This window comes from Streptomyces sp. NBC_01244, from assembly GCF_035987325.1.
Classification (GTDB): Bacteria; Actinomycetota; Actinomycetes; order Streptomycetales; family Streptomycetaceae; genus Streptomyces.
Genome location: NZ_CP108488.1, coordinates 7,750,955 through 7,764,403, shown reverse-complemented (window position 1 = coordinate 7,764,403; position 13,449 = coordinate 7,750,955). Strand labels below are relative to the sequence as shown.

Sequence of the window (13,449 nt, the reverse complement as noted above, 5' to 3'; positions counted from 1 at the left end):
GCATGGCACCCCATCGAGCTCTTGCGACGAGCGCGGAGGTCATCGCCGTACGTCCGGGGAGTCCCCTCTCCGGTTCGGTCAGCGTCGACGGCTCCAAGAACGCCGCCCTGCCGCTGCTGGCCGCCGCAGCAGCCGTGCGCCGGACCATCCAGCTGGAGAACGTCCCCGCCAGCGCCGACGTCCACTGGATGCTCACCTTGATCCAAGGGGCGGGCTGGCACGTCGCCCGGGCCGTGGGACGGCCCGACAGCGTGGTGATCATGCCCCCTGACGTCGTACCCGCGGAACCCGACCTGGCCCCTGCCGCACGCATCCGCGCGTCGTACTACCTGGTGCCCGCGCTCCTCGCCCTGCAGGGGAACGCCCGGCTGCCCTGGCCCGGGGGATGCCGGATCGGGGAGCGCGGCATGGACCTGCACTTCAAGGTGTACGAGGCGTTCGGTGACCGTGTCGCCGTCCATGACGAGGGCTATGACGTCGCGGCCGGTCGACCCGCGACCGGAACGGTTTCCCACGCGCTCCCATTCCGGTCGCGCGGTGCGACGGTCGTCGCCGTCCTGCGTGCGGTCGTCGCGGGCCGTGCGCTGCGCCTCGGTCGGCCGAACCTGTCGCCGGAAGTCCTCACCGTGCTGGACGCCCTGCGCTCGGCGGGATGGGAGGCCCGAGCCGGCGAACAGGTCCTGGACCTGAGCCCGGCAGCGGCTTCACCGGCCGAGATGCCGGCTTGGCGCGTTCCGGGCGACAAGATCGAGGCAGGCACCCTGGCCTGCGCCGTCGCCGCCACCGGTGGGAGCGTGCGCATCGAGGGCGTCCAAGGTCGGGATGTGGTGCCGTTGCAGGCAGCCCTGCAACGGCTGGGCATCCCCACCGCGGTACGGGAGGACGTCCTCCTGGTCGACGGGAGCGCCGTCCGGCCGACGGGCCGTCCCCTTCGCGCCATCGCCACGCTCGCCACCGGCGGCCTGGACGCCGACTTCGAACCTCCCCTGATGGCACTGGCTCTCGGCCAGCCCGGCACACACCTGTTCGCCGACTCCATCAACCCCGGCCGCCACGGGAACCTGCTGCCCCAGCTGGCCCGGCTCGGCGCGAAGATCGAGGAGCTCTCCCCCACCGAATGCCGACTGACCGGCCCGCAACGCCTCACCGGAGCCGGGGTAGAGGCCACCGACATCCGCACCGGCTCCGCGCTCATGGTGGCCGCGCTGACCGCCCGCGGAATCACCACCCTCGGCGGAGTCGACCAGCTCCGCCGCGGCCACGCCGACCTGCCCGGCAAGCTCCTCCACCTCGGCGCCGACATCTGCGAGGTCGCACCATGACCACGGCCCGTTCCCTACGACAAATCATGGCCACCACCGACGTCCACTCCGCCCTCGGCGCCAACGGCCCGCTGCTCGGGCACCTCCACCGGGCACGCACGGACAGCCTGCTGGTGGACTGCGGCGATTTCTTCGAGGGCACCGGGTACTACCGCCTCGGCCGGGGCGCGCTCGAACGGGACATTCTGCTCGCCCTGTACGACGTCGTCGCTCCCGGAAACCACGGCTGGCCGCACTACTTCGAGACTGGCCTCCGCCAGCGGACCGTATGCGCCAACGTCGTCGACGACTCCACCGGCAACGCGCTCTTCCGACGTCTGCGCATCGTGGACATCGCGGGCCGAAGGACGGCCGTCACGGCCGTGATCGGCCTGCAGGCGTTCAACTCGATCCCGGCCGGGCAGCGGTCCGCCCACCGCGTCGCCGACCCCGTCCAGACTCTGCGCGAACTGATGCTCGCGCACCACCACGAGGTCGACTCCTGCGTCCTCCTCAGCCATTCCGGCTTCGAGCAGGACCTCCAGCTCGCCGAGGCGTGCCCCTTCCTCGACGTGGTCTTCGCCGGCCACTGCCACAGTGAACACACCGGACCCGAACGGGTCGGCAGGACCCTCGTGCTCAAGGGCCAGGAACTCGCCGTCGGCTACGCGGTCGCCGAGCGCTCCCCCGAAGGCTGGGTCGGACGGACCGCCCGTTTCCCCGACACCTCGGGATCCGTCCTACCGACCGAGTTGGCCTCCGTCCGTCAACAGATCGCCTCCATCGACGCACAGCTGGCCGAGCCGCTGGGACGTCTCGTCGCGCCCTATCGGAACAAGCCGCTCGACCGCCACGCCCTGCTCCGCGAACTGGCCGACCGGCTGCGCAGCGGACTGGGCAGCGAGGCCGTCGTCCTCAACGAGACCGCCGTGCGCACGACGCTGCTCGGCGAAGTCCTCACCGCCGGAGATCTGCTGGCCATCGAGCCGTTCGACAACAACCTGGTCGAGGCCCAGGTTGCGCCGGCCTTCCGGGACGACCCCGCTGCCCTGCTCACTCACCTCACCGAGCAGGCAGGACCCGTGATTGCCTCCCCCGATCCGCTTCCCGCCGGCCTGGCGAGCGTGCTGACCACCGACTACCTCGCCGACACCTGTCTCGGCAGCCGAGCCCAGCCCTCGGGCCTCAGCCTCGGCTCGGCGATCCGGAGCATCCTGACCAACGGAGACGACCAGTGATCCTCACCGGACCCGAGATCGCCTCCGCCTCGAGGGACGGACGGCTGCGCATCTCCCCCTTCATGCCGACCCAGGTCAACCCGAACAGCTACAACGTCCGCCTGGGCGGGACCCTCCTCACCTACACCAACGAGGTACTCGACGCCCACCGGCCGAACCCCACCCGCCGCACAGAGATCGGCGACGACGGCCACGTCCTGCAGCCCGGCGAGCTGTACCTCGGCCACACCCTGGAGGAGGTGGGATCCGACCTCTTCGTCCCCCTGCTCTTCGGCCGCTCCTCCGTCGGCCGACTGGGGCTGTTCGTCGAGATCACCGCGCCCATCGGTGACATCGGCTTCCACGGCCAGTGGACGCTGATGCTCACCCCGACCCGCCCCGTGCGCGTCTACGCCGGGATGAAGATCGCGCAGATCATGTTCTTCGTCTCCGAGGGCGCCATCGACCTGTACGAGGGCAAGTACCAGGCGGCCTCCGGGCCCCAGCCGTCCACGTACTGGCGTGACCTCGACGCCACGACGGTGACCTCGTGATCCTCACCGGACCAGCCATAGCCGCCGCCCGCGAGGCGGGCCGCATCACCATCGACCCGTACGACCCGGACCGCCTGTCCCCCAACGCGTACGACTGGCGCCTGGGCAGCACGCTCCGCGTCTGCGAGGGCGACCTCGACGCCGCCAGTCCCACCGCCTTCTCCGAGCTCACCCTCCCCGACCACGGCTACGTCCTGGCGCCGGGCCACCTCTACCTCGGCCACACCCTGGAGCGGACCGGCTCCGAGACGTACGCCCAGCTCCTCAACGGCGACCGGACCACCGGATCTCTCGGCATCTGGGTCCACGTCTCCGCGCCGCTCGGGCACCAAGGCCACGCGATCCGCTGGACCTTGGAGATCCGAGCCACCCGCCCCGTACGCGTCCGGCCCGGCATGACCTTCGGCAAGCTCGTCTTCCTCCGCACCCACGGCTCCCCCGCCAGCTACCAGCAGCACGGCCTCAAGTACCGCACCAGCGAGGGCATCGAGACGTCCCGCCTCTACGAAGAGAACCCCGGAGGTCGCCGGTGAACCGCGTCGTCGCCACCGCCCTCGACCTGCCGTTCCCCAGTCCCGGCGGAAGCGTCGAACTGTTCCTCGACCTCTACGCCGGCACCCAGCCCGCAATCCCCGCCCGCGCCTTCATGCTCGCCCCCGACGGCCCCCGATCCCGCACCCCAGCCGGCATCGACCTGCTGCACGCCGCCGGCAAATGCCTCGACGGTCACGCCTTCAGCCGGTACGTCACCAACCTGCGCCTCGCCATGACGGCCGCCATCGACCCGCGCCAGATCAGCGTGCTGCACCTGCACCACCTGGCCTTCGGCGCCACCCCCGCCCTCCTGCGGGCCCTACCCGCCCACCCCCGGATCGCCTTCGTCCACGGCACCGACCTCCTTCACGCCGAGAACCACACCACGCAGCTGCGCGTTCTCCGCGAGACCGCCTCCGCTGCCGACGCGATCGTCGTCCCCACCGGCGCCATGGCCGACCGCCTGCTCAAGCTCGCCCCCAAGACGGACAGGCGCAAGATCGAGAAGATCCCCTGGGGCATCCCCAACCGCCTCCTGACCAGCCCACCGCCCCGGCCCGCCCGACGTCCCACCAGCCACCTGCGGATCCTCTTCGCAGGCCGCCTCAGTTCCGAGAAGGGCCTCGAACCCCTCCTCCAAGCCGTCGCGGCCACACGCTCGGTCGAGCTGAGCATCGCCGCTCCGCGCGCCCAGTTCCTCGACCTCGCCCCGGTCATCCGCCAGCTCGGCGTCCACGTCCGCTACCTCGGCTGGTTCCGCCGCTCTCAACTCTGGAAGACCTTCGCCGACCACGACGTGCTCGCCGTGCCCTCCACCACCCTGGAGGCCATGGGCCTCGTCGCCCTCGAAGCCCAGGCCTGCGGACTCCCCGTCCTCTACCAACCCGTCCCCGGACTCAGCGAAGCCCTCTCCGGCACCGGCCTGGCCACCGACTTCACCAACCCCACCACCGCCGCCCACGACCTCCACCGCCTGCGCACCACCCCCGGCCTCCTGGAGATGCTCCGGGCATCCGGCCGCACCAACGCCGCCCGCTTCCCCCTCAGTGCCACCGCCACGGCCATCACCGACCTCGGCCGGCGGCTTGCCTGACACCACCCGTGGCGCAGCCGACACCACCCCGACCGCATCACTAACCTGGCCAGCGGACCACCCGCGGCCCACGACGATCGGGAGACCATGACCCACCCCACCGACCGGATCGAAGACCTCCTCCAGACCGGCGTACGCGACGAGGTCTACCCCGGCGCAGTGTGGGCGGTCGGGAACGCCGACGGCATCGAGGCCAGCGGAGCCGTCGGCCTCCTCGACCCCGACCACCCGAACGAGCCCATGCGGCTGGACACCGTCTTCGACGTGGCCAGCCTCACCAAGATCCTCGCCGTCTGGTCCACGATCGGCACCCTGGTCGAAGAGGGCAAGCTCCAGCTACACACTCCGCTGGGAACCCTCTGGGACGAAGTCGCAGGCCACCCCCTAGCCCGGGCCACGGCCCACCACCTACTCACGCACACCGCCGGCCTGCCGCTGCGCGCCAACCTGAAGAACCTCTACGGCACCGACCCCCAGGACATCCGCGACGGCGTCCTCCACGAGGCCCTCCACCACCCGCCCGGCGAAGCCGTCGAGTACACCGACCGAGCCGCCCTCGTCCTCGGCTACCTCGCCGAACACCTCTCCGGCCAGACCCTGGACCAACTCGCCACCGACCGCATCTGGCGCCCCCTGGGCATGACGCAGACCCGCTTCGGCCCCCTTCCCGACGCCGAGGCGGCCCGCTGCGCCCCCACCGAGTACGACGAGACCACCGACACCCACCTCAAGGGCACCGCCCACGACTTCTCCGCCCGCCTCCTCGACGGCGTCTGCGGTATCGCCGGCACCTTCTCGGTCCTCGACGACCTAACCCGCTTCCTCCGCCACATGCTCGCCCCCACCCAAGCCGCCTTCGGTCCGGCCTGGATCAAGGAGTCCCTCCGCGTCCAAACTGGCGACCTCACCCCCGCCCGCGGCCTCTTCTGGCACCCCGCCCCCGGCACCGACCCCACCGAGGACATCTGGGTCCACTACGGCTTCACCGGCACCGGCATGTGGATCAGCCCAACCCAGGGCCGTTGGGCCGTCCTCCTCACCAACAAGCTCCGCTTCAACCGAGACCGCGAACCCCTCACCGAGATCCGCAACGCGTACCGTGCCTCCGCCTTCTCGTAGAAGGTCCTCGCCTAGCCCACCGCCAATGCGGTCCGAGCCCTTCATCTTCAACAACCAGTGCCAGACCTTCTACAGAGGCATCTCTCCGGAGACAGCAGTCTCTTCCCCGTCGATATCAGCGTCCTCGACTGATGAAGTGGCCGACGCTCCGACCGCGTTCAAAAGCTCCGTGATGGTGTTTCTGTACCTCTCCGCGAGTTCGGCAAGCAGTCCGATGACGGGCGTCGTACCGGATCCGCCTGCAGCAACATCGACGTCTGTAGAAGTCCCCGCCTCTTCTGTCCGTTGAAGGGCTGCTTTCCTTCTCGGCACGTGGGCCGCATATCGCAGGACGGCCGACTCCTCTTCGGTGAGGAGGTGGCCGAACCTGTTCAGCCACTCTTCCTCGCCCTCCGGACGGCCGTCGGTCGTCAGGTCTACAAGGATGGCCAAGACATTGTGGTGAATCTCGTGCAGCCGCGACAGGACCGTAGGCCGAGTCCATCCTTCATTTCCCGGTTCAGGAAGCGTATCGAGGGCCGCAGCCAGTTTCGCCGCGTACGGGGGCGGCCATCCGGAGGGCCACGAGGAGCGTGCCTGCCAGAGTCGCAGGATCGCGTCCCGTGCTTCAGCGGTGCGGGCTGCGGCGTCCGGGGCGTTCGTCTCGCGCGCTTGGTCGGCTTCCGTCACAAGGCGAGCCGTGTAATGAGCAAGCCAACGGATCAGGATGTTGTTGGTGTGCTCGTCACCGAACTCGGCCAGAATGCGTTCACCGAGCTCTGCGGCGGAGTCAACTGGCGGTGAGGGCTCCAGTGGCGTCGAGGAGATAGATGCGGCTGACGGGGACCCGGTAGCCGTCGCGTCGTTGCCCGGTTCGGCGACGTGCAATCTGAACCTCCATGATCAGACTCATCCCTGTGGTAGCGAGATACCGCAGCAATGCGTCCCGCCTGACGTGGACGCGGTAACCGGATGATACGAACGAGGATGTCGATTCATCCCCCGGGTCTGGGTCGGCCCATTGTTGAGCCTGTGCCACGACGCGTCCGTCGTGCGCTGTCAGCACGAGACGGGTCGCGTCGAGTGCTGTGCGACTCTGAGCCTTGAACGCCTTCCCGGGAAGTGGAAGCTCGCGACGCATTTCGTGGGCATATACGTCGTGTCGGTCAAGGTACTCGCTCGGCTCGTAAGGGTCCAGAATCCATCCGCTGAGGCGAAAGGCGCCAGCGTCGACTTCGAAGTCTTCCTCGTCTTCGTCGGGCAACTTCCAGTCCGTCGGGTTGGAAGCCGCAGCGAGCGCACGCTGCAGATCGGTGGCGTGGCGAGGATCAACGAGGGCCGAAGCCACTCTCACTGTCTCGTAGGCGTCCGGGCCATGGAGTTGCACACTCGCATCCACACGGATCATGTCCGATGCACCGTTGTCACCGGTCAGTCCGAGAGCCCTGTCGAAGTCAGCCAGCGATGTGGTGTCCCACGTGTCCGACCCTACCCGGGACAATAGGAGGTCTGCCTCGGCCGGGACCGGCGCCCCGAGGTCTGCGAGCCAACCTGTCGGGGCTGGGAGATGTTGTAGAAGCCAGTCTTTCCAGGAGTCAGCCTGCTCATGTGTCCAGGTTCCGGCACGGGCGGGACGGTTTTCGTCTGCGAGACGTCCGGCCGTGGCCATCATGGCGTGGTATTCGATGTACAGTCGAAGGCTCTCCTCGCGCGGAATGCTTCCCTGTCTGTGACTGGTGCGTTCCCAGGAGCGTTCGTCTCGCAGCTCTCGCATATCTGTCCACCAGTCGTCATTGCTCAAGCCCCATTGGTCGAGGATGAACCCTTCGGCAGCCTCTGCAATGACGTCGACTTCGACGTCGAATACCCGGGCCAAAGGTGCGTACCAGTAGGGGATGGTGTCCATGGAATCGAAGTCGTAGCGCCCTTTCCAGGAAATTCTGTCGCGTCTCTCGTAGCTGCGTCCGTGGTGCACCAGCCAGCTGGAGGGCTGGTTGGCCAGGCGGAGCATCTCGACCTGAGTGGAATCGGCGCTGGCCGCTGCCGCGACCGCGAGGGCACTGCGGCGTGCGAGTTCACGGATTTGGGCATGAGGAAACGCCCCGTCCGTAGCCAAGCGTGCGAACTCGCGGAAGTAGGCCGCCAGTAGGTCGGGGCGCTCTACTGCGACTCGCTCAAGTGCCGTGAGAAGTGCGGCTGTCGCCGAGAAGCGGTAGAAGTGAAGATTCCTATCCCGGAAGGCTCCCGGCTCATTGTCGTCCAGGCGTCCCATGAGGTCAGCCACCAACGACTTGGCGACAGCGATGGAGGTCGTGGACAGCAGCTCGCGGGTGGAATGCGCCGCGCGCCAGCGCAGTTCCCGCCGAGGGTGGCCGAAAGCGCTCCACAGCAGTAGAGAAACGCCCATTTGCGAGGGTTGCCGTTCGACAGCGATGGTGCCCTGCGGAACACAGTCGTCGAGGAGGCCCAAAAGGGCCGACCCCGCGTCGCCCGTAGGACACAGATGACCCAGGAGCTCTGCGATGCCCCGCCAGCTACGCGCCCGCAGATCCTGCCGTGCCTCTGGCAGGGCAGCCAGGGCGGCCTGCCGGATGGCCGAGTCGCCCCCGAACGCCCGCAGTTGTTCGATCGTGCGCCGCGTGTCATGCCACCAGAACCGCTCGGTGAAGAGTCGACTCACCAGGTCGGGAAGTGCTGCGGCAGCCCACGTCGCTATGGCTGGCTGGGAACTCCAGCGGCGTACGAGGTCCGATAGGACCGTCAACACATCGAGGGCCTCCAGGGCCGGGAGTGATGCGACGGCCGTGAGGGCATCCAGCCGCTGTCCGTAAGGGGTACGTTGGAGGGCAGCTGTGATGAATGCGCGCAGTTCGTCACCGTACACGCGAGCGCCGTCTAGCATTCGCACGTCCTCTGCCAGCGACACCCAGCTGCGAGAAGCGGCATGGGACAGCAAGGCTTGCACCTCGGGAACGTGACGCCGGCTGACGCCCCAGTTCCGGCTGGTGGTGTGGCCAATGCCCGAGTCCCCTCGCACGTCACCCAACTGGATCACCGCTTCGAGCGCCGACCGGACACTGCTTCCGTGTCCCAACTGCTCAGCAGCGTCTACGAGGCGTCGCGTCCTAGCTGGCTGATCCCGTGCGGGAACATGACGTCGCACCCATGCCGCGGCTCTCAGCAGGACTCGGCGGCACTCTTGCCTTTCCGCAGTACCCCTCGCCGCCAACCATTCGGCGACGTCGAGTTGCAGTTGCCAGCGACCTCCGTCGTCTGTGATCAAGTGGTCCAGGGCGAGAACTTGCTGCGCGGGTATCTCTCCGTTGTGGAGTGCGCCGGTCAGTGCGGCAGGCAAGGTGGATGACAGCCCGATGCGATCTTGGTCGTCCCACCTGCTGGCTGCGGCGAGGCCGGTGAAGGGGTTCAGTCGGGCCGCAGCTCCCGCGATCTCCGAGTAAGGAATTTCGGCGGGTTCGCTCACGTGAGGAGCCATCAGTTCCGCAGCTTGGACGAGACGTGCGGCGGTATGAGCCGGATCAAGGTTGGAGACGTCAGCGCGATGGGCGAGGTCTACGTGAACCTTCAGAAGGCGGGCCGCGTCGTCGTTGACCCCGGTCGCCGCTTCTACAGCGTGTTCGAAGAGATGTCTTCCTAGGTCCACGTCTACCTTCGCTCCGAGCTCCGCCAAGCGTGCAAGGAGGTCGAGGCGTTCACTTGCCCGGTAGTCGTGGCTGTTGACGTAGTCGGCTGCCCGTGTGCATAGGTCGGCTGCCGTGCCCTTGAGATGCGAGTGCGGCAGAAGGAGGGCTGCCAGTTCCATCCACAGTTCAGGAGCGCCGTCACGACAGACAGACTCGGCAGCCGCGGCGAGACGATCGACGACTTCATCTGCCACGTCGGTGTCCAGGGCAGCCGCGGCAACGAGGCTCGCCCAGGCTGCATAAGACCTGTCGTACATGAACCACCGTTGTGTGGCGCGCTCCGTACGTCGGGCGATTCCTCGGTCACAAAGCGCAACGACCTCGTCGGCGTCCGCTTCCTTCAAGACCGCGCGTGCAGCCAGCACGGCAGCCTCGGCAATGGGCTTCACGAGCTGCAGCCATTCATCGCGTTCGCGCGCCCGGACGTCCTGGGTGTGGCCCGATTCTTCGGTACGTGGAAGGAGTTCGGCAGGAACGAGTGCGACGACGTCCATGTAGTTGCCGCTGAAAACTGCGTCTGCGGCATGACAGCGCAGAATCGCAGTGCCTTGCTCGGCGGATCCCGCATAGTTCGAAAGTCCGTCGGGCAACGCCGTGGACCACTGTTTGGCCAGGTCAGCGCTCAACTGACGGTCACCATGACGGAGCGCCATATCGAGCAGTCGTGCCTGCCAGGGCTGGGGACTAGCAGGCGGGTCCAACAGCAATGCGGCGAGTACGGCGTCGAGCCACTCCTTGTCCGGTTCACCAGGAAGCGATACGACGGCGAGAAAGACGCGTGCCTGCGCCTCTGCTGGAACCCGGTACTTCTTCAGCAACCCTCGTACGACGGCGGGATCCACATCATTGATGAGGCGTCCCGCCAGCGCCACGGCGGCGTCCAGCACGACATCCACGGGGCGCCACCGCCGCAGTTCCCTGACCGCGGCCCTGACGCCGGCAAGTCGGAAGCATGTCTCCGCCGCTGCGGCGACGTCGTCCGGTGTGACATCCCAGTGCTCGCCCTCCTCTTCCCTCTGATCCATCCATCGACGCAGCCAGCCTCCGGCGCTGTCCAGGTCAGCCCGGGCGGCGTCGTGCCGTTCAGGCGTACGTGAGAGCATTGCAGCCGTCTGGAGGAAGACCGGAGCCAGCCAAGACCCGCCCGGTCTCCGCAGTAGGTGGGCTCTTAGAAGATCCGGGTCCGTATAGAGGGCGACCAGATCCAGATGCGATCCGGTCAGACGCGCAAGGGTGTCGTGACGTGACGCTGTGTCACAACCTCGAACAGCCAGTCGTACGGCGGCTGCTGCATCAGCTGTCTGTGCTGCGGCCCGCACGGCGAGGTCCAGACGTCGACCCTGGACCTCCTCGCGGCGAAAGCCGTCCGTGATGCCGACCGGACTGGCTTCTTCGAGGACAAGCTGCAACAGGGCTTCCAGACGGCCTGATGCTGCCAGATGGTCGGCGACGTGCGTCGCCGCGTCCACATCGGTCGCCCGCTCGGCGAGACACAGATCAGCCAGTCGGCTGTGGGCCGCGATCACTTCAGAGGGGTCCACGGAGTCCCTGACGTGCGTTTCGAAGTCCTCGTCCCGGAACTGGATCGAGTTGTCGACGATCCGGATGCCGGGGGTGAGCCCAGCAGCAAAGTTCCTGACGGCCGACAGGTCGACGTCCAGAGCGGTCGCGAGTGTCTGGAGCCGTACGGGGCGGGAAAGCGCCAGCATCAACGCGAGCCACTGCAGGCCGCCGGCGTCCGCGCCGCCCACCTGCAGAGCGGACTCGATGAGGTCGTCGAAGACCGCTTTGGGCGTCTGCTCTGACTTCGCCAACAGGGTGGTCATATCCCAGGCATGCTCGGCTGCTTGCTGAAGCGTGTAGAACTGGGCTCTGGGATTGCCTTGAGTCCTCTCATGGAAGGTGTGCGCTTCCTCCTTGGAGGCGTCCGGCCTATGCCGGCGCAGATGCGCTGCGGATGTGGGGGCGTCGAAGACTGCGAGAGGAACCTCCTCGGCCACCGTCGTGGCCTCCAACGAGCCAACCCGATGGCTGCGTGCGGTGAGTACCACGGAGACTTGCTCGGGCAGGTCTAGGCGGACGAGTTCCGGCAGAAAAGAGCGATTCTGACATTCTCGAGCCGCTGTCGCGGCATTGTCGGCAGCGTCGACCGCCAGGACCACCACGGCGTTCGGCGGGAGCCCGGCGACGGCCCCATCGAGCGTGCGGCGGAGCCGCCGCCAAAGGTCTTCCTGCCGCTGCGAGGTCGAAATGAGCAGTGGGGTGCCACACAACTGCGCTAGTTCGTTGACCACTTGGGTAACGAATCGCTGCGTTGTGTGCCGTTCTTCGCCCGCACTCAGGTAGTCTCCGCCGCCATAGCAGTCAAAGTGGACGACATGCGACCCCACTGGCAAGTAGTCCTTCATCTGACGGATCGCCGTGGTTTTCCCAGCCCCGGCATCTCCGTGAGCCACCACCAGGCGTCCTGGATGCCTCACCACTGCGTCGGCGACGGAACGGGCACCGGGTGCGGGTAGCGGATCGCGAACTTCCGTGAACCGAGCAGGAGCCGGGTAGAGATCGAGCAGTTCGGGAGCCCCTATTTCCGCAAGGACATCACTTGCCGTCACTCCCTTGCGATTACTGTCCGGCAGGGCCTGCGCACGGACCAGATGGAACAGCTTCAGGGCTGAGTCGTAACCCTTGCCCGGTGTCAGCTCCGCCGCACCGGATCGAACCGCGCGGGCCAGTGCGGCCCTGTCCATGGCACCTGTCTGTGACAGGTCAAGGGCGACTATGAAGGCGCAAAACTCCTGGCTGCTCAGCCGACTACGCACAGCCTCGTACAGAGTCCGGACCGTCACGGCCTGGTCTGTAGAGAGCCCTGCGAGAAGTGCCCGGGTCTGTACCGTCGGCTTCTGACCCTTGACCCACGCCGCCGCAGCCGTAACACAGGAGACCAGTTCGGGGGCGGAAGGCTGATTACTGACCAGCGCGATGCGGGCCCTCGACGCGACGTCGATCCCGTGATCGTCCACAAGCCGGCGATAGGCAGCCGCCAAGTCCGCAATGACGGATCGTGGTGGCGTCGTTGTGCCGTTGGCTCGGCGCCGCACGCTCTTCTTGCAGAGCCTGGCCGTTGTCCAAGCGGTGTCTGGGTGACGAGAGCTGTACTTCAGCTGCGAAAGGACAAGCACCTCTGCCGAACCGGCATCGTCGCCTCCCAGGTATTCGGCGACATCCACCGTTTCGTACTCATCGTCGGGGTCATCGACGTGGACAAGACCTTCGAGGGTGACTCGCCGGAGAGTGGTGCCTGGCCTGATCAGCTTCAGAGCCCGACTTGCCGCCCACCAAAAGTGGAAATCGTCTCCGGCATTCGACTCCGGCGCACCCACCCTGCCCCCCCTCACCACAGCACCTGCCGAGACGACCGATGCGAGGGGCACAGGATAACCCCAAGAATTCCGGACAGATCCCCGACTGTTGGTGGATGCCTAATCGTATCGTCGTTGCACGCCGGACCACGCGGAAACCGGCAGCTTACGCTCAGCACCACGGGCCGTCGGTGCTCCATCGATCAGCTACTGACACCTCACCAGCACCAGCAGGACACGCTCACCGACCACGCCGTGGAGTGCCTCAGCCGGCTCGCCCACACGCACTCCGGAACTTGGCCGACTCGGCTGACCATGCGGCGAGGATGGTGCGGGAAGCGGATGCTGCACGGCGAAGCTGAACTGGCACACCCGAGTAGGCCAGCAGACCTGTTCTCTCCGCGCGAGCGGAGGTGAGCCGCCATTGCCGCATAGGAACAAGGCTGGCCACCAGCGCACAGCATGGGTGTCGACCGAGTTGAACGTGGCTGGTGCGACTGCGATGACGTCGGCCCGCGGATACGACCGCGCATCGCCAGGTGAGCGCTAGGCCGAACAGATCGGGTATCCAGACTGATTCTCGATCACCTGG

Annotated in this window: 8 protein-coding genes; 6 read left to right on the top strand and 2 right to left on the bottom strand. The window is 67.2% G+C overall.

Features of this window, described 5'->3' with window-relative positions; genetic code table 11:
- The first annotated feature begins 2 nt into the window (after positions 1 to 2).
- The 6 genes from OG247_RS34520 to OG247_RS34495 all read left to right on the top strand — a co-directional run bounded on the left by OG247_RS34520 (position 3) and on the right by OG247_RS34495 (position 5,818).
- Positions 3 to 1,322: a UDP-N-acetylglucosamine 1-carboxyvinyltransferase gene (locus OG247_RS34520; protein WP_327255889.1), complete on the top strand. Its 1,320-nt coding sequence runs from the start codon at positions 3 to 5 to the stop codon at positions 1,320 to 1,322.
- A complete protein-coding gene (locus OG247_RS34515) occupies positions 1,319 to 2,539 on the top strand; it encodes a metallophosphoesterase (RefSeq protein WP_327255888.1) in 1,221 nt (406 codons plus the stop codon). Before OG247_RS34520 ends, OG247_RS34515 begins: the two co-directional genes overlap by 4 nt.
- On the top strand, positions 2,536 to 3,072 hold the full coding sequence (gene dcd / locus OG247_RS34510) for a dCTP deaminase (RefSeq protein ID WP_327255887.1): 537 nt from the start codon (positions 2,536 to 2,538) through the stop codon (positions 3,070 to 3,072). Before OG247_RS34515 ends, dcd begins: the two co-directional genes overlap by 4 nt.
- On the top strand, positions 3,069 to 3,605 hold the full coding sequence (locus tag OG247_RS34505) for a dCTP deaminase (RefSeq protein ID WP_327255886.1): 537 nt from the start codon (positions 3,069 to 3,071) through the stop codon (positions 3,603 to 3,605). Before dcd ends, OG247_RS34505 begins: the two co-directional genes overlap by 4 nt.
- Positions 3,602 to 4,699: a glycosyltransferase family 4 protein gene (locus OG247_RS34500; protein WP_327255885.1), complete on the top strand. Its 1,098-nt coding sequence runs from the start codon at positions 3,602 to 3,604 to the stop codon at positions 4,697 to 4,699. The genes OG247_RS34505 and OG247_RS34500 overlap by 4 nt, the downstream gene beginning before the upstream one ends.
- A gap of 87 nt (positions 4,700 to 4,786) precedes the next feature.
- Positions 4,787 to 5,818 carry a serine hydrolase domain-containing protein gene (locus tag OG247_RS34495; protein ID WP_327255884.1) on the top strand — a complete coding sequence of 344 codons (1,032 nt, stop codon included), beginning with the start codon at positions 4,787 to 4,789 and terminating at the stop codon, positions 5,816 to 5,818.
- A gap of 69 nt (positions 5,819 to 5,887) precedes the next feature.
- On the opposite strand, the gene OG247_RS34490 is transcribed toward OG247_RS34495, so the two are convergent.
- Together OG247_RS34490 and OG247_RS34485 are read right to left on the bottom strand one after the other, a co-directional pair.
- A complete protein-coding gene (locus OG247_RS34490) occupies positions 5,888 to 6,250 on the bottom strand; it encodes a hypothetical protein (RefSeq protein WP_327255883.1) in 363 nt (120 codons plus the stop codon).
- 337 nt (positions 6,251 to 6,587) lie between these two features.
- A complete protein-coding gene (locus tag OG247_RS34485) occupies positions 6,588 to 12,878 on the bottom strand; it encodes an ATP-binding protein (RefSeq protein ID WP_327255882.1) in 6,291 nt (2,096 codons plus the stop codon).
- Positions 12,879 to 13,449: the final 571 nt, after the last annotated feature.

Excerpts from the sequence above, each read along its gene's own strand:
- OG247_RS34495 (WP_327255884.1), top strand. The coding sequence starts at position 4,787 with ATGACCCACCCCACCGACCGGATCGAAGACCTCCTCCAGACCGGCGTA.
- OG247_RS34520 (WP_327255889.1), top strand. The coding sequence starts at position 3 with ATGGCACCCCATCGAGCTCTTGCGACGAGCGCGGAGGTCATCGCCGTA.
- OG247_RS34515 (WP_327255888.1), top strand. The coding sequence starts at position 1,319 with ATGACCACGGCCCGTTCCCTACGACAAATCATGGCCACCACCGACGTC.